This window comes from Ensifer sp. Root558, from assembly GCF_001427045.1.
In the GTDB taxonomy this organism is placed as follows: Bacteria; Pseudomonadota; Alphaproteobacteria; order Rhizobiales; family Rhizobiaceae; genus Ensifer; species Ensifer adhaerens.
On sequence record NZ_LMGC01000037.1, the window covers coordinates 1 to 19,941 of the forward strand.

The window sequence follows — 19,941 nt, forward strand, 5'->3', positions numbered from 1 at the left end:
TCTCCAATGAAAGAACGCAAGGGGCAGAACGCCTTGAGTTGGCGGCTTTCCTTGGGTTCGGTTTTGTTCTGACCGGCCTTTTTTGCCGATCGGCTCAATGGTCTTCGTTCCGCTGGACAGGGCCGTCCTTCGGTTCTGAACCATTCTCCAATGCGTGACCTGATGGCTTGGCTTCGGTCACAGAGTGGCGTTCGGCTCCCGGCTTCCCATTCTCCTTGAGGAGCGCAGCCCGGCACTGCTAGGCTCGCTAGAAAGTCATCAGGACAGTCGGGATTTCATTGACGCGCCTTCCGTGATGATGCTTTCGCCGCGCGGCTCGTAAGCGCGCTGGTCGCGCAGGATCTGGAAGGCGATCGTCAAAAGCTTGCGCGCCATCGCCACACGCGCCTTGTTGGTTCCTCTGATCTTCAGGTGCTCATATTGGGCGCGAAGCTGTGGATCGCTGGCGATCGCCGGGGTGACCGCYTCGACAAAAGCCCAGCGCAGCCACTTGTTGCCCTGCTTGATGATCTTGCCGTGATAGGTCTTGCCGCCGCTCGAATAGGTCGAGGGCACCAGCCCSGCATAGGCGGCCAGCTTCTTCGGGTTGCGGAACCGCGCTATGTCATCGATCTCCGCGTCGATCAGACGGGCGAAGAACTCGCCGATGCCGGGGATCGTCTTCAACAGCCTCACGTTGGGATTGGCCTTGGTCATCGCCCGGATCGTCGCTTCCGACTGCTTGATCCGCTCATYGATGKCGCCAATGAAAGCGAGGCCACGGTCGATCTGGATGCGGTCGATCTCAGAGACGTTGACCTGCGAAAGCTGAATGCGGCCGGCCTTACCAAACAGATCGCCGAGCGTCTTCAGTTGCGCCGTCTGCTCCGGATAGCGATCAAACACCGTGACGATGCGGTTCTTCGTCATCGTGCGCAGCCGCACGTAGAACATCCGCTCCCGCAGGGCGACACGCAGGTCCCGCGACCGCTCGCTTGGCGCCCAGGCTTCCGGCACCAGGTCGGCGCGCAGCAAATGCGCCAGCACGGTCGCATCGATCTTGTCGGTCTTGATCTTGGCGTCGGCGATCGCCTTGACCTTCAACGGGTGGGCGAGAACGACATCATCACAAATGTCGTCGAGCCAGTCGTAGATAACCATCCAGTTGCGCGTCGCCTCGACAACCGCATGGCTGTTTTCGCGGTACCGCTCGAGAAACCCGCCGAGCGACTGGCGATCGTTCTTCACCCGGCCGGAGCGCAGCGTCTTGCCGCTGCTGTCCTGCACCACCAGATGGCTRTAGGATTTGTGGTARTCRACSCCGATATGGTAATCATAGGACGCAGTCATGCTTCCAACTCCCGTGTTGAGATCTCCAAAACCCCAACAGGATAAGCCGAAAGGCCGGAAGCGTGGCTGTCCCTCAATCATCACCTGCATCTCAGTGATCCGTTCTCTCAGCGGACGCGGTCTCTTTCATGCCACCTCCTTCGTTGAAGCATCCTTGCGGCCAAGATATTGAGACGATCTTGGTGAAACGTCCTAAGCCGAAAGGCCGGAAGCGTGGCTGTCCCTCAATCATCACCTGCATCTCAGTGATCCGTTCTCTCAGCGGACGCGGTCTCTTTCATGCCACCTCCTTTCGGTTCTTGTCGCCCGGAGATCTGGCTCTTGCTGATAACCGGCGTGAACCCTGCCTGAGGGTCTCACTCTGAGCCCTGAGGTCAACGCCTCCTTTCGAGCTAGTTGCACTGCTGACGGCCTCGGAAATTAAAGATGAGTACAATACTCATATTTGTTGTGCGCACCGCACGGGCGCGCTAATGAACGCCGGCGCTGCCTCGTCTGCACCGCGCCCTGTCTCTCATCTTCGCTCTGCCGACGGCTCCGGATCGGCCCTGAAACCTATCATGCCAGAGAAATCATCTTCGCATTTGATGCTCGACGACGCGATCGTCGCCTACTACGACGAGCTTTGCGCGATGACGCGGCGGCGTGGTCACCAGGCGGCAACCGCGAACGAGGTCGTTCACGAGCTTTATGTTCGGTTGGTCGATCGGCGCACGCCGCTTGAGGGCAAGTCGTCGCTCAGGGCGTTTCTGCGCCGCGCCTGTGCCAATCTCGGTATCGACCGGCTGCGGCGCGACCGCTTCGAGTTCAAGCTTTTCTCCGGTAGCGAAGAAGACGCTCTGGCTGTCGCCAGCGATATCACTGCGCCTGATGCCAACATCGATCTTCCCCGGCGGCTGGCGATCCTGAAGAGGGCGATCATGGACATGTCGCTGCAGCGGCGGCGCGTCTTTCTCGCAAGCCGCATCGGCAACCTCACCTCGGACGAAATCGCCATGCGCACAGGGATCAGTCGCAACATGGTCGACCGGCATCTGCGCAAGGCCTATCTGCATTGCCTCGACCGGTTGGAGGAGGTGTTGTGACGGCGCGCGACAGGAGGATGCGCGAGCAGGCGGTGGATTGGCTCGTCCGCCTGACGGGTGATCCCGACGGTGAAGCGTTGCAGCTCGCCTTCGAACGCTGGCGCGCGGAGGATCCTGCCCATGCCGAGATTTTTGCGCGCGCTCAAAGGGCGATCGGTGACGCATCGCTCTTGATCCGGCGCGAACCGGAATTCGCCCAAAGGGCGGTGAAGCGGACAGGGACGCGGCGAAAAACCGCAACAGCGCTGGCGGCCATCGTCAGCGTCGGCGCCGGCATTTTTGTTGCGCTCGACGGCGCCCTGTGGATGCAGGCGGACGTCATCGCCGGCAAGGGTGAAAGGCCGATTCTTACCCTTGAGGATGGCTCGACACTGCAGCTCAACGCCCAGTCGGCCGTCGCCTATCAGTTCACTTCCGCCGAGCGGCGGATCGTGCTGCTGCGTGGCGAGGCCTTCGTCCAGGTCGCGGCCGACAGCCAACGGCCCTTTGTCGTTAAGGCCGGAGGCGGCACGACGACGGCACTCGGGACGGCATTCGACGTCAACCTCACCGACGACGGCACCAGCGTCACCGTTCTCGAACACGCCGTATCGGTCGCGACGGACGCGGCAATGCCGCCGCGCCGCGTCGCGGTCAACGAGCAGGTCAGCTACGACCATGACGGCCGGCTCGGCGATGTCACGCCGGTCGATCCATTCGTGGCAGCAGCATGGCGGCAGGGGCGCCTGGTTTTCGAGGAACGCACGATCGCGTCCGTCGTCGAGGAAATCGGGCGCTACGTTCCCGGCAAGATCCTGATCGCCGATGCCGGCGTCGGCGCCAGGCGGGTGTCCGGCAGCTTCGATCTCTCCGATCCCGTCGGCGCATTGCAAGGTCTTGCCGAAGCCTTCGACGTCAAGGTCACCCGGATCGGACGCTACGTCACGATCCTGCGCTAAAAAAATCGAGGACGAGGTGTCCCTGAACCGGCACCTCGTTCGTCCAGAAACCAGACCCCGGCCGTTTCGGCCATCTCTCTGTCTGGAACCATCATGTCATATTCGAATACGACCGGCCGCCGCCGCCAATCCGGAATTCTCAACCTGCTGATGGCAGGCACCGTGTTTGCCCTCACCACCACCATCGCTCTTGCGCAAGATGCGGTGCGGCATCACGTCGACGTACCTGCGGGCAAGCTGACGACGGCCGTCAATCGCCTGGCCTCACAGCTCAAGCTGCAGGTGGTGTTCGACAGCTCGGTCGCCTCAGGGGTCACCACGCCAGGCCTTTCCGGCGAGATGACGGCCGAAGAGGCGCTGGCGCGGTTGCTGAGCGGAACGGGCGTCCGCTATCGTTTCGTCGGCAGCTCGACGGTGAAACTGATGGGTGCGGTGGAAGCCGCGACGCCGGCAGACGGCGAAGGCACGAAGCTCGCGCCCATTGTCGCCCGCGGCGACGCCAAGGACGGTGACCGCGCGCCGAACATCGCGGTCCTTGATGCTGAGGACATCGAAAAGGCCCAGGCATCGAGCCTTCCGGAATTGCTGCAGAAGACGCCCGGCGTGTCGATGGGCGGTGGCGTGCGCATCGAAGGACAAACGCTCGCCATCCGCGGCTTTGCCCGGCAGTCTGACGTGCGGATCATCCTCGACGGCGCGCCGAAGAATTTCGAGAAGTACGACCAGGGCACAGTCTTCATCGAGCCCGAACTGCTCAAGCGCGTCGAGATCGAAAAGGGCGCGACATCGGTGCGCTACGGCAATGGCGGCTTCGGCGGCACGGTGCTGATGGAGACCAAGGACGCGGCTGACATGCTCAGGCCCGGCGAAGAATGGGGCGTCTGGGCCAAGTCCGGTTTCCAGAGTGCCAACAAGCAGTTTCTCGAAACCGGCGCGCTCTACGGAAAGTCGGATTTCGGCGGCCCCATCACCTATGATGGCCTTCTGGCCGGCACATGGCGCAAAAGCGACGACATGCGCGTCGGCGGCGGCGAGGTCTACAACTATTCCAACTCGAAGCTGACCACCCTGCTTGCCAATGTCGGTGCCGCATATGACGGCCACGAGATCAGGGGGACGGTCGCCTACGGCCAAAACGACAATTGGGGACCCGTGGCCGCCATCCGCGGCCAGTCGGCGCCGTCGGACTACAACATCACCCGCTACGGCTACAAGGAAGCGATGCGCCGGCTTCTCACCTGGCGTGAAATCGAGGATTTCACCTCGACGCTTACCTATAGCTATACGGGCGACAGCGACCTGGTGAATTACCGCATGATGGGGAGCTTCTCGTCGACCGGCCAGCATGCGAAGCGGCCCGACATTCCGGGGCTCAACCCCAGCGCATCCGTCGGCGGCTACGAAAACGATGCCACCTACACCGACATCAAGTTCGAAGCGGAGAATACCTCCAACTTCACGCTCGGCGGACTGTCGCACAGCCTGAACTATGGCATTCAGTACCTGGATCATGACCGGGACATCTGGATGTATGACATCGCCAACCGCACCCAGGCGCAGTACAACTACGGCTCCTACGCCCCCTGGTTCATGCCCGAGGGCTCGCAGAAGACCTTTGCCGCTTTCGTTCGCGATCGGATCGGACTGACGGACACGTTTGCCGTGACGCCGGGCCTGCGCTACGACCATGTGCGCTCGAAGGGCGTGCCGAACGAGGCGCCGCGGTTAAACAATCCGCTGGCCGGGCACGACTATTCCGCCGTGTCGCACCAGGGTGTGACGCCGGCGATCAGCCTGTCATGGGAAGCCACGTCGTCGGTGCGGTTCTTTGCCGACTGGGCCTATGCGATGCGGGTGCCCAACATTGACGAAATCTATTCGACCCAGAGCGTGCTTACCAAGGCTTCCGGCACCAGCCGTGATCTGGAGGTCGAGCGTAACAGCACCTTCAACATTGGTGTCGACTTGAGCTTCAACGACGTGCTGACGACCGACGACATGCTGTCGACGCGTATTTCGGTCTACAACAACCACGTCTCCAATCCGGTAACGCGCCGGTTCGGCACGGCCAACCTCGCCGACGTTACCGGCAACGTGCCATTTTACTGGAACACGCCGTCCTACGATATCCGCGGCATCGAGTGGCAGGCGCACTACGAGACCGAGCGTATGTTCGCCGATCTCGGCGTGTCCTGGATGACCGGCGAGCGGACCGGCGCCGTCAACAACGTCTGGGGACCGGACACCTATATCAACGATCTGGCGCCCCTGACCGTGATCGCGACGGCCGGGATCAAGGTACCGGATCAGGACCTCGCCTTCGGCTGGACAGGCACCTTCGTCGACGACCAGAACCGCACGCCCTACAATCAGGGCGGACAGACCTACGCGCGCCCGCCGAGTGCCGGCTATGCGGTGCACGGCCTCTTCCTCGACTGGACGCCGACATCGGGCTTCATGGAGGGTGGCGAAGTGCATCTCGCGGTCGACAATATCTTCGACAAATACTACGAGCCCTATCTCAGCGACGGGATCTCGGCGATGCCCGGCCGCAACTTCAAGATCGCGATCAGCCGCAAGTTCTGACCGGAACATGGACCCGGCCGGCCGGCATGCGGGCCGGCCGAATGTCCTCCTACGCGCCTCCGCGCAGCAGTGGCGCTTGATTGCGGTGCTCCACCCGCCTCTGTCTGTAAAGTTGCGTATAATAGGTTGCGAGCTTGCCAATCCTTGCTTGACAGCCGTCGATTGCCCGTATCTTAATCATGCTCTCAGATTGAGCATGATCAATCCATTCACATGACCTCGATGGTCGACGGGCAGTTTCGCCCCATGATGCCCCCATCTTCGATGGGCCCGGCGTCGTGGGGTTTTTGGTTTTTGGCGGGTACATGAGCGGCGCGGTAAAGATCGGCATCCTCTATTCGACGACCGGGCCCTACGGGACGATGGGCCGCGACTGTCGCGATGGCGCGGAACTGGCGATCGAGGAGATTGCGGCAAGCCATCCAGGCCGGATCGAGCCGGTTTTCATCGATCCGGAAGCCAATATCGACCGTTATCTCGAAGGCGCCAGATCGCTGCTGCGCGACCACGGATGCCGCCACATCATCGGCACCATCACCTCGCTCGCTCGCAAGGAGGTCATTCCGCTTGTCGAAAAGCACGACGGCCTGCTCTGGTACATGTGCCCCTATGAGGGCTTCGAGGCAAACGACAACGTGATCTATACGGGCGGCTGCCCGAACCAGCATTTGCTGCCCTTGCTCGACTATCTGCTGCCGCGTTTCGGCAACCGGCCCTATCTGATCGGCGCAAACTATGTCTGGGGCTGGGAAATGAACCGCCTGGCGCGTGAGCTGGTGGAGGAAGCCGGCGGCGCAATCCTCGGCGAGCGTTACCTGCCGCTCGAGGAAACCGCGGTCGAGCGGATCGTCGCCGAAATCGAGCAGCGCCGGCCGAGCTTCATCCTCAATAATCTCGTCGGTCCTTCCAGCTACGCATTCCACGCGGCGATCCGGGCGCTCGCCGTGCGCGATCCGGGGTTCCGGCCGGAAAACTGCCCGGTCGTCAGCTGCGACCTTCAGGAGTGCGAGCTGACGGATATCGGCCTCGGGGTCGCGACCGGCCAGCTCTGTGCCGCCTCCTATTTCGACACGGTGGTTTCGCCCGACAATGCGGCCTTCAAGCTGCGCGTTGCCAGTCGCTTCGGCCCCGGGCGGCGCATCTCCAGCCTGTTTGCCAGCGCCTATGCCTCCGTCAAGCTTTGCGCCGAGGCGATCATCGAGGCGGGCGTCGACGATCCTGCGACGATCACGCAGCTTGTTTCGGCAGCGGCGCATCAGAGTGTGCTCGGCCCGCTCAGGATCGATCCGCAGACCCACCATGCGGCGTTGCCGTTCCATCTCGGCCGCATCAGCGACGACGGAGGCTTCGACATCGTCACATCGCTGCCGTCAATTGCCGCCGACCCCTATCTGACCGGCCAGCGCAAGCGCAAGGCGCCCCAATTGCGGATCGTCTCATGAGGGAAACACCGAACTTCACCGGCTGGCGTGCGGCAATCCTGCACCGCGAAGACCAGACGACGGAGCGGCTGGTGCGACAGCTCAAGCTCTTCGGCTTCGACGTCACCGTACAATGGCAGCCGCTCGATGCGCGCGACCTGCCCGATATCATCCTCGTCGACGCTGACCAGGGCTGGAGCGGGCTCTTGCCCTGGAAGGACGAACAGGCGCCACGGCCGCTGATCGCCTTGCTCGGCTCGGAAGCACCGGGCCGGGTCGCCTGGGCGATGGGGCAGGGGGTTGCGGCCATCATCGCCAAGCCGGTCGCGTCCTCGGCGGTCTACCCGGCCCTGGTGTTGGCGGTTGGGATCCACGAGGAGCGCCGCGCCGTCGCCGACAAGATCGCCCATCTCGAAGAACGGGTGCGCATGCGCCCGCTCGTTCATGCCGCCGTGCAGAAGATCGGTCAGGCCTGCCATGTCAACGAAGAACAAGCCTATGGAATCCTGCGCAATTGCGCGATGAAAAAGCGCCTGTCGATGGAGCAGATCGCCGGTTCCATCCTCGGCGGTGCCGAGCCCCTGCCGGAGGCCGGTTGATGCAGGTTTTGAAATCCATGTTCAGGCAGCCGGCGGCGCTGTTCGGTCTCGTCGTCGTGGCACTGGTCGTCATGCTCGCTGTGGCCGCTCCGCTGGTTGCCCCCTATAGCCCGGACGAACAGATGTTCGACGGGCTGACGCTCGAAGGCGCGCCGTTGCCGCCGAGTGCTCAGTTCCTGCTCGGTACCGATACGCTCGGCCGCGACCTCTTTTCGCGCCTGCTCTACGGCGCCCGAACTTCGCTCGTCATCGGCCTCGTCGCCAATGGCGTTGCCGTCTCGATCGGGCTCATGATCGGCATTCTCTCGGGCTACATGCGGGGCCTTATCGGCAGCGCACTGATGCGCTTCACCGACCTGATGATGGCCTTTCCGGCGCTGCTGCTGGCGATCGTGCTTGCCGCACTGCTGCGCCCAAGCCTCTGGATCGTCGCCATGGTGATCGCGCTCGTCAACTGGGTCCAGGTCGCCCGCATCGTCTATACCGAGACCCGTGGCTTGGTTGAACGCGACTTCATCCTCGCCGAGCGCTCGCTCGGTGCCGGCCACGGGCGCATCCTGTTTCACCACATCCTGCCGCATCTGGTGCCGACGGCGATCGTCTGGGGCACGCTCGGCATCGCAACCACGGTGCTGCTCGAAGCGACGCTCTCCTTCCTCGGCATCGGCGTCCAGCCGCCGACACCCTCCTGGGGTAACATCATCTTCGAGAGCCAGAGCTATTTCCAGGCCGCGCCCTGGCTGGTGTTCATCCCCGGCGCCGTCATCCTTTTGACCGCGCTCTCCTTCAATCTGGTCGGCGATGCGCTCCGCGATATCCTCGACCCGACGCAACGCGGGAGGGGCTGAGATGGCATTCCTTCTGCTGCGCCGTCTCGTGCAGACCGCGCTCATCCTGCTCGGCGTTGCCGCCATCACCTTCCTGTTGCTCTATGCGCTTCCCGCCGACCCGGCGCGCATGATCGCCGGGCGCAGCGCAACGGCGCAGACGGTCGCCAACATTCGTCGGGAACTCGGGCTCGACCAGCCGCTGCTCGTTCAGTTCTGGAGCTATCTCCAGGGGCTGGTGCAGGGCGATCTCGGTCGCTCCTACGCGCAGAAGACCGATGTCGGTACCTTGATCGCGGCGCGCCTGCCGGCAACGCTGATCCTGATGGCGGCCGGAATTTTCGTCGAAGTCCTGCTCGGCGTGTTTCTCGGTGTCGTCGCGGCCATCCGGCGCGGCGGTTTCGTCGATCGGCTCGTGATGATGGCATCCTTCGTCGGCGTCTCGGCACCGCAATTCGTTGCGGCCCTTTTGCTGCTCTATGTCTTCGCGGTCACGCTCGCCTGGTTCCCGATGAGCGGCTTCGGCAGCTTCGCCCATGTGGTCCTGCCGGCGCTGACGCTCGGCATCCTCGGTGCCGGCTGGTATGCGCGCATGGTGCGCTCGGCGATGATCGACGTCTTGAACCAGGATTATGTGCGCACCGCACGTGCCAAGGGCCTGTCCTCGTTCCGCATCATCTTCCGCCATGCGCTGCCGAACGCGCTTCTACCCGTCATCGCCATGATCGGCATCGATATCGGCCAATTCATGAGTGGGGTCGTTGTCGTCGAGGCCGTCTATGGCTGGCCAGGCATCGGCCAGCTCGCCTGGCAGGCGATCCAGCAGGTCGACATTCCGATCATCATGGGGGTGACGCTCGTCTCGGCGCTCGCGATCGTGCTTGGCAACCTCCTTGCCGACCTCGTCGCGCCGCTCATCGATCCGCGCATCCGCGCCCGCTAATCCGAAACCAACCAAAAAGGGGAACAACAATGTTCAAAAGCTGGCTTCGAACTTCAACCGTCGCTGCGGCACTGCTCGCAGCACCGCTCTCGGCCCTTGCACAGGATGCGCCGAAACAGGGCGGAGATATCGTCATCACCTACAAGGACGATATCGCCACGCTCGATCCCGCCATCGGCTACGACTGGGTCAACTGGTCGATGATCAAGAGCCTGTTCTCGCGCCTGATGGACTACAAGCCGGGTACCACCGAGCTGGTGCCGTCGCTCGCCGAAACCTTCGACGTCGCGCCGGATGGCCTGACCTATACGTTCAAGCTGCGCAAGGGCGTGAAATTCACCAACGGCCGCGAGATCGTCGCCTCGGACGTGAAGTATTCGATCGAACGGGCGGTCGACCCGAAGACGCAGGGGCCGGGCGCCGGTTTCTTCGGCGCGATCAAGGGCTTCGACGATCTCTCGGGCGGCAAGGCGGCGACGCTTGAAGGCATTGAGGCGCCGGATGATGCGACTGTCGTCTTCCACCTGTCGCGCCCGGACGCAACCTTCCTGCACGTGCTCGCCGTCAACTTCGCCTCGGTCGTGCCAAAGGAAGCGGTCGAGGCTGCCGCCGGCGACTTCGGCAAGAAGCCGGTCGGCTCCGGCACCTTCGTCCTTAGGGACTGGACCGTCGGTCAGAGCCTGACCTTCGAGCGCAACCCCGACTATTTCGTCAAGGACATGCCGAATATCGACAAGTTCACGGTCGAGGTCGGCCAGGAGCCGCTGGTGGCGCTGCTGCGACTGCAGAAGGGGGAGGTCGATATTGCCGGGGACGGTATTCCGCCGGCAAAATTCCTCGAAATCAAGAATTCGCCTGAAGGCGCCGAGATTATCGTCGATGGACAGCAGCTCCATACCGGCTATGTCACGCTCAACACCAAGGTGAAGCCCTTCGACGACGTAAAGGTTCGTCAGGCCGTCAATATGGCGATCAACAAGGAGCGTATCACCCGCATCCTCAATGGTCGCGCGACGCCCGCCAACCAGCCGCTGCCGCCGCTGATGCCGGGTTACGACAAGGCGTTCACCGGTTATGACTATGACGTCGAGAAGGCGAAGGCCCTGCTCGCCGAGGCCGGACATGGCGATGGCTTCGAGACGGTGCTCTATTCGACCAACACCGACCCGCAGCCGCGCATCGCCCAGGCGATCCAGCAGGATCTGGCCGCCATCGGCATCAAGGCGGAGGTGCGGGCGCTGGCCCAGGCCAACGTCATTGCCGCCGGCGGCACCGAAGGCGAAGCGCCGATGATCTGGTCGGGTGGTATGGCCTGGATCGCCGACTTCCCGGACCCGTCGAACTTCTACGGCCCGATCCTCGGCTGCTCCGGTGCGGTCCAGGGCGGCTGGAACTGGTCGTGGTACTGCAACGAGGCACTCGACAAGCGCGCCGTTGCCGCCGATTCCATGTCCGATCCGGCAAAGGCGGCCGAGCGACAGGCGGAATGGGGCAAGATCTTCACCGACATTATGGCCGATGCGCCGTGGGTGCCCGTCACCAACGAGCGCCGCGTCGTCGCCAAGTCGCCGCGAATGGGTGGCGAGGGCGAGATCTACGTCGATCCGACCCGGGTCATCAACTACGACGCGATCTTCGTGAAGCAATAAGCGTCGGGCTCTCCGGAGGTCGTCTTCGGGGAGCCTCTTCATGAGTTTGGGAGAGATTTCATGTGCGTTGCCTGCACACACACCATCCATCGCGCCAAGCATCATTTCGGCTGGAACCGCGACTTCGAGCCGACGCTGATCGCCAAGCCCGGTGAGACCATCCATTTCGAATGCCTGGATTCTTCCGGCGGGCAGCTCGGCGCTGGCTCGACGCTCGACACATTGGCCTCGCTCGATTTCGAGAAGATCAATCCGGTGACGGGGCCTGTTTATGTCGAAGGTGCTGCGCCCGGCGACGCGCTGAAGGTGACGATCCGCCGCTTCGTGCCCTCGGGCGTTGGCTGGACGGCCAACATTCCGGGCTTCGGCCTGCTCGCCGATCAGTTCACCGATCCGGCGCTGCACATGTGGTCCTATGATGCGAATACCATGGCGCCGGCGCTCTATGGACCGGGCGGCCGCGTGCCGTTGAAGCCCTTCGCCGGCACGATCGGCGTCGCGCCGGCCGAACCGGGCCTGCATTCGGTGGTGCCGCCGCGCCGGGTCGGCGGCAATCTCGACATTCGCGATCTCACATCGGGCGTCACCCTCTATCTGCCGGTCGAGGTGGAGGGCGCGCTGTTTTCCATCGGCGACACCCACGCAGCCCAGGGCGACGGCGAGGTCTGTGGCACCGCGATCGAGAGCCAGATGGAGGTCGAAGCCACGATCGAGCTCGTCAAGGGTGCCCGTCTCGCCAGCCCGCGGTTCACTACGCCGGGTCCGGTGACCCGTCATCTGGATGCTGCCGGTTACGAGGTGACGACCGGCATCGGCCCGGATCTGATGACCGGCGCGCGCGAAAGCCTGATGCGCATGATCGACCTGCTTGGCGCCGAACACGGCTTGAGTCCGGTCGATGCCTATCTGCTCTGCTCGGTCTGCGGCGACCTCCGCATCAGCGAGATCGTCGACGCTCCGAACTGGGTCGTTTCCTTCTACTTCCCGAGGATCGTCTTTTCGTGACAACGGCAGCACCCGTGCTCGGCATCGATGGCCTCTGCGTCGATGCGCTGACGCCGCAAGGGCCGCGAAGGGTCCTTGATGCCGTCAGCTTCAACCTCATGAGCGGCGAAACGCTGTGCATTGCCGGCGAGAGCGGCTCGGGCAAATCCGTGACTTCGCTTGCTGTCATGGGGCTCCTGCCGAAAGCCTCGCTGCGGATCGCCTCCGGCAGCATCAAGCTCGAAGGGCGCGAACTCTCGAAGCTCTCCAACAGTGCGATGCGCAGCGTGCGCGGCGGCGATGTCGCGATGGTCTTTCAGGAGCCAATGACATCGCTCAATCCCGTGATGTCGATCGGCGAGCAACTGACCGAGGCCATTCGCGAACATCAGGGTTCCGAGGGGGGAACGGCGAGTGCCGTCGCCCTGCGCATGCTGGATGCGGTGCACATCACCGAGCCGGCGCGGCGCATGACGCAATATCCGCACGAGCTTTCCGGCGGCATGCGGCAGCGCGTGATGATCGCGATGGCACTCTCGTGCCGACCCAAGGTGCTGATCGCCGACGAGCCGACGACGGCACTCGACGTTACCGTGCAGGCGCAGATCCTGACGCTGATGAAGGAACTGAAGCGGGAATTCGGCGCTTCGATCGTGCTGATCACCCATGACATGGGCGTGGTCGCGCAGATGGCGGATCGCGTGGTCATCATGCAGCAGGGCCGCATCGTCGAGCAGGGCGACGTGCTGCCGATCTTCCGCTCGCCGCGCGAGCGCTACACGCAGGAGCTATTGGCGGCCGTACCGAGGCTGGGGGCGCATGCCGGCACCGACGGCCCGCCGCGCATCGCCGCAACGGCTGCGGCATCCGTCCCGCGGGCGGCGAGCCCGGTCCTGTCCGTGCGTGACCTCGCTGTCCACTACGGAAAAAAGCCCAGCGGACTGTTGGGCGGAAAGAAGCTGGCCGCCGCCGTCAGCGACGTTTCCTTCGACATCTTCCCCGGTGAGACGCTGGGGCTCGTCGGCGAAAGCGGATCGGGCAAGTCGACCACCGGCAAGGCGGTACTCGGCCTCATTCCATTCGATGGCGATGTGGCGATCGACGGCCAGCAGATCGGCGCGCTGTCGCAACGCCAGATGCGGCCCGTGCGCCGCTCCGCGCAGATGATCTTTCAGGATCCCTATGCCTCGCTCGACCCGCGCATGGCGGTCGGGGCGGCGATCGCCGAGCCGCTGCTCATCCATGGCATCGGCAATCGCAGCGAACGCACGGATCGCGTCGCCGATCTGTTGCGCCGTGTCGGGCTTGGGCCCGATGCCGCCAGCCGCTATCCGCACGAGTTCTCCGGGGGACAGCGGCAGCGCATCTGCATTGCCCGCGCGCTGGCGGTCAATCCGAAGCTTATTGTCGCGGATGAAAGCGTGGCCGCGCTCGATGTGTCAGTGCGGGCACGCGTGCTTGATCTGATGCTCGAACTGCAGGAGACGATGGGTCTTGCCTATCTCTTCGTCTCGCACGACATGGCTGTGATCGAGCGGATGTCGCACCATGTCGCCGTCATGCGCGGCGGCCGCATCGTCGAGATGGGAACGCGCCGCGCCGTGTTCGAGGATCCGCAGGACGCCTACACCCGGGCGCTGATGGCCGCGGTGCCGCTGCCGGACCCGCCGATGCGGAAAAGCGCTTAGAGCGAGACGACAAAACGCGTGCGGTCTCCGCCCGCATCCCCTCTGTTTGAAACAATCCCGATCGCTCACGGCGCGAGGCCTTGCGACAATACGATGCGAGCCGAGAGGCCGCCGGTCGGTCGGTTGCGCAGTTCGAGTTCGGCGCCGGTTCGGTCAAGCGCACGCTCGACGATGCTGAGGCCGAGCCCGCTGCCGGCCGCCGCCTTGAACCGGCCGCGGAAGAAGCGCTCGGTCACGCGCGGCATTTCCTCCTCGGGGATGCCAGGCCCCTCGTCGTCGATCGCGATTGCGAGATGCTGGCCTCGTATCTCGGCGTGGCAAGAGACCATTGCGCCCGGTGGCGAATGGTTGATGGCGTTTTCGAGCAGGTTGCGCGCCGCGAGCCGGAAGAGGTCCGGATCCATATTGATCCTGAGACCGGACATCGCCCCGTCGACGACAACATCGACGCGACGCGCCTGGCCGGCGAGTTCGGTGCGAAGACTTGTCAGCATCTCGCCGACATCAAAACCGGCCGCCGGCCTGCCGCTCTCGGTGGCTTCGACCGAGGCGATATCGAGCAGTTGCCGCACCAGCTTGCCGGTCCGGTCGACACCGGCGACGATCTGGCCGAGCGCCTTCTCGCGGATTTCGCCGTCGTCGCTGGCGAGCGCCACCTGCGCCTGCGTCTTGAGGCCCGCCAGCGGCGTACGCAACTCGTGGGCGGCAAACGCGATGAAATTCTGCTCGCGCTCGCGGGCGCCGGCGACACGGGCAAAAAGGCCGTTCAGCGACTTCAAGACCGGGCTGATCTCGCGCGTCGTGCCGGTGTCCTCGATCGCGTGCAGGTCGGAGGCTTCACGCGCGGCAAGGTCGCCGGCAAGCTTGCGCAGCGGCGCGAGGCCCCGCCCGACGCAGAGCCAGATCAGCACGGCCAGAAGCGGAATGATCAGCAGCGCCGGCAGCAACAGCCCCTTGACCAGGTCGTTGACCAGCCGGTCGCGGATGCGCAGGTTGTCACCGACGAGAACGCGCACGCCGAGGCTCGCATTCTCCACCGCAAAGACACGCCAGGTCTCGCCGTTGATGACGGTTTCGGAAAAGCCCATGGCGTGGGGCGCAAGCGTTGTGTCGGGCGCGCTGTCCGACTTGCCGATCAGAGTTCCGTCCAGCGACCAGATCTGGCAGGAGAGCTGCCGGTCGTAATGCGGGTGCTCCAGCAGCGGGATCCTGATCGCGCTCTGTGCCGGGCGGTTGGCATGGGTGTCGCCTTCTTCCTTCATCATGTCTGGGCTGACGATCAGCGAATTCACCATGCGCGCCGCCTCCATCAGCCGCGCGTCGAGCACGCGCTCGACTTCGGCGCGGGTGCTGAGGAAGATCCAGACGGTGGCCGATAGCCACAGGAGCCCCGTCGTGATCAGGAGGATGGCGAAAAGCCGGGCGCGCAGCGATTGCATCAGCCGGCTCCGCCCAGCCGGTAGCCGATGCCCCGGATGGTTTCGATCAGTCCCGGGCCGAGCTTGTTGCGCAGATGGTGGATGTGCACCTCCACGGCGTTGCTCTCGATTTCCTCCTGCCAGCCGTAGAGTTTGTCTTCCAGCTTGGTCTTGGAGAAGATCACCCCCGGGTGCGACATCAGCGTATGCAGGATGGAATATTCGCGCCGCGAGAGTTGCACCGGCTTGCCCGCCTGTTCCACCGATTGCCTGGCCGGATCGAGCCTGAGCGTCGACCATTCCAGCGCGGCGCTCGCCCGGCCGCTGGAGCGTCGCGCCAGCGCCCGAAGCCTGGCGGCGACCTCGTCGAGGTCGAAGGGTTTGCCGAGATAGTCGTCGGCGCCAGTGTCGAGGCCGGCGACGCGATCGCGCACGGTGTCGCGTGCGGTCAACAGCAGCACCGGAATGTCGCTCTGCCTGGCGCGCAGGTCCCGCAGAATGTCGAGACCGGAGCCGTCGGGCAGCATCAGGTCGAGCACGACCGCGTCGAAGCCGTTGGCGGCAAGCGCCGTCGCGGCCGCATCGCAGGTGCCGACGGCATCGGTGGTGAAGCCCGCCAGCGCCAGGCCGACCTTCAGGCCGTCTCTAAGGATATCGTCGTCTTCGACGATCAGGACTCGCATCGCTACTCCTAACATTTCTGAGAGCGCGATCCTTTAATCGCTCCCTTAAGGCAGCCTTAAGGTAGGACTTCCCTCTGAGGCGGCATTGCAACAATCGAATCGTTGAATGCCCGATATGACCGAAGCACACGAGCCTTCTTCCTCCACGGCCGATCACAAGACCGGCATCACGCTGACCCGCCGCAGCCTTGTCATCGGCGCGGCCTCGCTGATCGTCACCGGCTGCGCGACCGCCCGCCCGACACCGGCGGTGGTGCCGGCAGCCGTCACGCCCGTCCGCCCCTCAGCCGGCCGGACGGTGCCGCCGATGTACTATGCGATGCCCGACGAGCAGTTTCCGATCCCTGAGGTGAAGATCGCCGAGGTCGATCCGAAGTTCTGGCGGCAGGAGGTGGATTATCCGACCAGTGAGCGGCCCGGCACGCTGATCGTCGATACGCCCGCGAAATACCTCTATCACGTGCTGCCGGGCGGGCGGGCGATGCGCTACGGCATCGGCGTCGGGCGCGAGGGCTTTGCCTGGTCGGGCCGGGCGATCGTCGCCTACAAGCGCAAATGGCCGCGCTGGACGCCGCCCGACGAGATGGTCGCGCGTCAGCCGAAACTCCAGCCCTACAGCATCGCCAATGGCGGCATGCCCCCGGGCATCAAGAACCCGCTCGGCGCCCGCGCGCTCTATATCCATAAGGACGGCAAGGACACGCTCTACCGCATCCATGGCAGTCCCGAGGCATTTTCGATCGGCAAGGCGGTCTCTTCCGGCTGCATTCGCCTGCTCAATCAGGATGTCGTCTACCTCCATGATCAGGTCCGCGACGGCAGCACCATCGTCGTCATTCCGGATCCGACCAAGGGCGACATGGCGATCGGTTAGGTGAGGGCAGGCAGCGAGCGCGGGAATTCTGCAACACTTCGAAAACGAGTACCGCCTCGCGCAAGCGATCCACGCCAAAGAAAGATTTTCACCACATTTCGGTCACGGTTCGGCCCAACAGCCTTGGGCCTCCCCTCGGACCTCCCAACCGAAATCTCCAACCCTGGAATTGAATACAGTGTCGATGAATTTGTCCCGCCGGTCGCTGCTCGCGGTGATCGCCAGCTCTGTTTTGAGCGCCTGCACGCAGATCCCGAAACCCGAACCGAAACCGAAGCTGATCGAGCCGATCGGCGGTGATGGCGGCTCGCCGGAAAAGGCGGCGGATGCGGCGGGCGTGCCGACGAAGACCTTCGACTATGCCAGGATCTACGCGCCGGTGAAGGACGAAGGCTACGACGTCCCGGGCATCCAGCACACCGAGATCAAGCCGCAGTTCCTGCGCCAGGAAGTGGCCTATGCCACCAACGAGCCGCCCCATTCGATCGTCGTCGATACCCAGACGATGTTCCTCTACTACGTCCTGCCCGGCGGCCGCGCCATCCGTTACGGCGTCGGTCTTGGTGCGGCCGGCCGCGCCTGGAAGGGGCGTGCCGTCGTGCATTGGAAGCGCAAGTGGCCGCGCTGGACGGTGCCCGACGACATGGTCGCACGCCAGCCGCACCTCAAGAAATACGGCATCGATGCCGGCGGCATGGATCCGGGCCTCGACAATCCGCTCGGCGCCCGCGCCATGTATATCTTCCAGGACGGCCAGGATACGCTTTACCGCATCCACGGCTCGCCGCAGTGGCGCTCGATCGGCAAGAACGCGTCGGCGGGCTGCGTGCGGATGCTGCAGCAGGACGCGATCGATCTCTATGATCGCGTCAGAGGCAAGACGCCGCTGCTCGTCCTGTGATGGGCGACAATCTGGCGTAATTTCTGCGCCCTTGCCGGACGGATTGCCTCAAAGTGGCTGCGGAAGCGGCAGCCCGTCCGGCCCCATCAGCATATAGTCGGGCGACCGCTGCACCGGCTGGGAGTCCGGCAATGGTTGCCCATCCGGCAGGGGCTGCGCGTCCTGCATCGGCTGCGATTGCACCATGCCGCCGCCCGAGAGATCGGTGACGACGATCGGCGTGCCGTTCGGCACGCGGTTGTAGAGATCGACGACGTCCTGGTTGATCATGCGCACGCAGCCCGACGACACCGACTTGCCGATCGTCCACCATTCCGGCGAGCCGTGAATGCGGTAGAGCGTGTCTTCGCCGTTCTGGAAGATGTACATGGCGCGGGCGCCGAGCGGGTTCTTGAGGCCGGGATCCATGCCGCCCGCCTCGATGCTGAATTGCTGCAGCTCGGGCTGGCGCGCCACCATCTCGTTCGGCGGCTTCCAGCGGGGCCATTCGCGCTTGTACTGGATGACGCCGCGCCCGGCCCAGGCGAAACCGGCACGCCCGAGGCCGACGCCGTAGCGCATCGCCTGGCCGCCTTCATAGACCCTATAGAGAAAGTGGCTGCCGACGTCGACGACCAGCGTTCCCGGCTTTTCGCCGGTCGGATCGGCGACCATCTGGCGGTAGAAGCGCGGATCGATCTTCTCGTAGGGAATGGCCGGCAGCGGGTAGGGCTCGTTCGGCTTCTCGCCGTACATGTCGGCCAGGAACGTGTTGGTCTCGGGAACCGGTTCCGGCGCATAGGAGCGCGTCACAGTAGGCCGCGGCGAGGCGCAGCCGGCGAGACCAACGGCCGCCAACCCGGCGGAAAGCTGCAGGAAGGCGCGGCGGCGGAACTCTCTTTCGGGCATGTAATCCTCGATCGTCCTCTATTCGCTACCGGCGATGCAACCGACCTTTTAAGTCAATTGTGCGTCGCCAGCCGACGGAACGATCACAGGCCGGCGTAGGGGTCCGCCAGCGCCGCTTCGGGTCGGCTGATAGGGTACTTAGTTCCCGAGATCTTCGCGGCCAGCTTTTCAGCACCGTTTTTCTCAAGAAGCGCCCGGAAGCTCGGATGCATGCCGCCATCGACATAGGCGTTCAGCGGCGCCGACGTCTGGTTGGTCATCATGCCGGCGAGCTTCGCGTCCTCCGATTGCAGTCGTGCCACCAGTCCGGCATCGGGCGTGGAGATCGCCGCCGGGCAGGCGGCAAGCGGGTCGGACGGTTCGCCATCGGCGAAATCGGTGTTGAAGACGTAGCGGCGGCCGCAGGCCGAAACCTTCGGCTGGCGCTTCGTCGCCTCGAAGATGTCGTAACCCTGCTTGATGTTCTTCCAGAAGTCGAAATTCGGGTCGCCGCGGTGCTTGGCCATGTTCTCCGCCGTCATGCGGAAGGGATAGGCCTGAACCTGGAACGTGCCCTGGCCGCCGGCGAGCGCGCGTTGCACCACGGAATAGATTTCGCCGACACCCTGGTCGGTCATGGCGTAGCAGCCGGACGACGAGCAGGCGCCGTGCACCATCAGCGCTTCACCGGTGTAGCCGAGCGCCGATTCCAGCCGGTTCGGGTAGCCGAGGTTAAACGACAGGAAATATTGCGATTTCGGGTTCAGCATGCCGGCGGAGACGTGGTAGAAGCCCTCCGGCGCCTGGCGGTCGCCCGACTTCATCTTCGGGCCGAGCTTTCCCGACCAGCGGCACATGGGATAGGTCTTCAGCAGCGCGTACTGGCCCTGCTTATTCTGTTTCCAGACTTCGAGTTCGCTTTCCTGCTTGAAGATGCGGATCAACACCGGGCTTTCCGGCTTGCTGCCGTTCTTCGCCATGGCGGCGATCAGCTTGGCCGGGATCGGCGGTGGCTCGCGCACGTCGTCGGCGTCGAGCGCCATGCAGCCGGACAGCGCCAGGGCCATCGCGCCGATCGCCAAGGCATGCCGCATCCGTCGCACCTGCGCGAATATCCTGCCGGCCTGAGGTGTCTCGGAAGAAGGGCTC

17 protein-coding genes are annotated in these 19,941 nt (G+C 64.0%); 12 read left to right on the plus strand and 5 right to left on the minus strand.

All coding sequences use genetic code 11. The annotated features are described in order from the left end of the window. Nucleotides 1-258 precede the first annotated feature (258 nt). Nucleotides 259-1,329, minus strand: coding sequence for an IS110 family transposase (locus ASD63_RS31070; RefSeq protein ID WP_060530380.1), 1,071 nt, complete (start codon nucleotides 1,327-1,329; stop codon nucleotides 259-261). 560 nt (nucleotides 1,330-1,889) lie between these two features. On the opposite strand from ASD63_RS31070, the gene ASD63_RS31075 reads away from it, so the two are divergent. The 10 genes from ASD63_RS31075 (at nucleotide 1,890) to ASD63_RS31120 (ending at nucleotide 14,049) form a co-directional block, all read left to right on the plus strand. Further along, nucleotides 1,890-2,414 carry a sigma-70 family RNA polymerase sigma factor gene (locus ASD63_RS31075; RefSeq protein ID WP_034805426.1) on the plus strand — a complete coding sequence of 175 codons (525 nt, stop codon included), beginning with the start codon at nucleotides 1,890-1,892 and terminating at the stop codon, nucleotides 2,412-2,414. After that, complete coding sequence (locus ASD63_RS31080; RefSeq protein WP_156624206.1) at nucleotides 2,411-3,352, plus strand: FecR family protein; 942 nt, start codon at nucleotides 2,411-2,413, stop codon at nucleotides 3,350-3,352. Before ASD63_RS31075 ends, ASD63_RS31080 begins: the two co-directional genes overlap by 4 nt. Before the next feature lie 93 nt (nucleotides 3,353-3,445). Then, on the plus strand, nucleotides 3,446-5,938 hold the full coding sequence (locus ASD63_RS31085; protein ID WP_177235707.1) for a TonB-dependent receptor: 2,493 nt from the start codon (nucleotides 3,446-3,448) through the stop codon (nucleotides 5,936-5,938). Between the two features lie 305 nt (nucleotides 5,939-6,243). After that, nucleotides 6,244-7,380, plus strand: a complete 1,137-nt coding sequence (locus ASD63_RS31090; RefSeq protein ID WP_060521916.1) for a transporter substrate-binding protein — start codon at nucleotides 6,244-6,246, stop codon at nucleotides 7,378-7,380. Beyond that, entirely contained in the window at nucleotides 7,377-7,958 is a 582-nt protein-coding gene (locus tag ASD63_RS31095; protein WP_060530382.1) for an ANTAR domain-containing protein, read from the plus strand. Before ASD63_RS31090 ends, ASD63_RS31095 begins: the two co-directional genes overlap by 4 nt. Next, entirely contained in the window at nucleotides 7,958-8,806 is an 849-nt protein-coding gene (locus ASD63_RS31100) for an ABC transporter permease (RefSeq protein ID WP_060530383.1), read from the plus strand. The genes ASD63_RS31095 and ASD63_RS31100 overlap by 1 nt, the downstream gene beginning before the upstream one ends. Nucleotide 8,807: 1 nt before the next feature. Beyond that, nucleotides 8,808-9,728 (plus strand): ABC transporter permease, encoded by a 921-nt coding sequence (locus tag ASD63_RS31105; protein ID WP_034805440.1) that lies wholly within the window; start codon nucleotides 8,808-8,810, stop codon nucleotides 9,726-9,728. Nucleotides 9,729-9,757: 29 nt separating this feature from the next. Then, nucleotides 9,758-11,377 carry an ABC transporter substrate-binding protein gene (locus tag ASD63_RS31110; RefSeq protein WP_060530384.1) on the plus strand — a complete coding sequence of 540 codons (1,620 nt, stop codon included), beginning with the start codon at nucleotides 9,758-9,760 and terminating at the stop codon, nucleotides 11,375-11,377. A gap of 60 nt (nucleotides 11,378-11,437) precedes the next feature. After that, the gene (locus tag ASD63_RS31115; RefSeq protein WP_060521920.1) at nucleotides 11,438-12,382 is read left to right on the plus strand and encodes an acetamidase/formamidase family protein; all 945 of its coding nucleotides are present in this window, start codon (nucleotides 11,438-11,440) and stop codon (nucleotides 12,380-12,382) included. Then, the gene (locus ASD63_RS31120) at nucleotides 12,379-14,049 is read left to right on the plus strand and encodes an ABC transporter ATP-binding protein (RefSeq protein WP_060530385.1); all 1,671 of its coding nucleotides are present in this window, start codon (nucleotides 12,379-12,381) and stop codon (nucleotides 14,047-14,049) included. Before ASD63_RS31115 ends, ASD63_RS31120 begins: the two co-directional genes overlap by 4 nt. A gap of 65 nt (nucleotides 14,050-14,114) precedes the next feature. Here the strand turns inward: ASD63_RS31120 and ASD63_RS31125 are convergent, their stop codons facing one another. Both ASD63_RS31125 and ASD63_RS31130 read right to left on the minus strand, forming a co-directional pair. Next, complete coding sequence (locus ASD63_RS31125; protein ID WP_060530386.1) at nucleotides 14,115-15,488, minus strand: ATP-binding protein; 1,374 nt, start codon at nucleotides 15,486-15,488, stop codon at nucleotides 14,115-14,117. Continuing rightward, entirely contained in the window at nucleotides 15,488-16,150 is a 663-nt protein-coding gene (locus ASD63_RS31130; protein ID WP_034805456.1) for a response regulator transcription factor, read from the minus strand. The genes ASD63_RS31125 and ASD63_RS31130 overlap by 1 nt, the downstream gene beginning before the upstream one ends. Nucleotides 16,151-16,265: 115 nt before the next feature. On the opposite strand from ASD63_RS31130, the gene ASD63_RS31135 reads away from it, so the two are divergent. Both ASD63_RS31135 and ASD63_RS31140 read left to right on the plus strand, forming a co-directional pair. Next, a complete protein-coding gene (locus tag ASD63_RS31135) occupies nucleotides 16,266-17,024 on the plus strand; it encodes a L,D-transpeptidase (RefSeq protein ID WP_060522069.1) in 759 nt (252 codons plus the stop codon). Nucleotides 17,025-17,208: 184 nt separating this feature from the next. After that, nucleotides 17,209-17,925, plus strand: coding sequence for a L,D-transpeptidase (locus ASD63_RS31140; protein ID WP_060530387.1), 717 nt, complete (start codon nucleotides 17,209-17,211; stop codon nucleotides 17,923-17,925). A 48-nt stretch (nucleotides 17,926-17,973) separates the two neighbouring features. Here ASD63_RS31140 and ASD63_RS31145 read toward each other — a convergent pair whose 3' ends face one another. Together ASD63_RS31145 and ASD63_RS31150 are read right to left on the minus strand one after the other, a co-directional pair. After that, nucleotides 17,974-18,813 (minus strand): L,D-transpeptidase, encoded by an 840-nt coding sequence (locus ASD63_RS31145; protein ID WP_082566580.1) that lies wholly within the window; start codon nucleotides 18,811-18,813, stop codon nucleotides 17,974-17,976. A gap of 83 nt (nucleotides 18,814-18,896) precedes the next feature. Beyond that, nucleotides 18,897-19,886, minus strand: coding sequence for a murein L,D-transpeptidase family protein (locus ASD63_RS31150; protein ID WP_060530479.1), 990 nt, complete (start codon nucleotides 19,884-19,886; stop codon nucleotides 18,897-18,899). Between the last annotated feature and the right edge of the window lie 55 nt (nucleotides 19,887-19,941).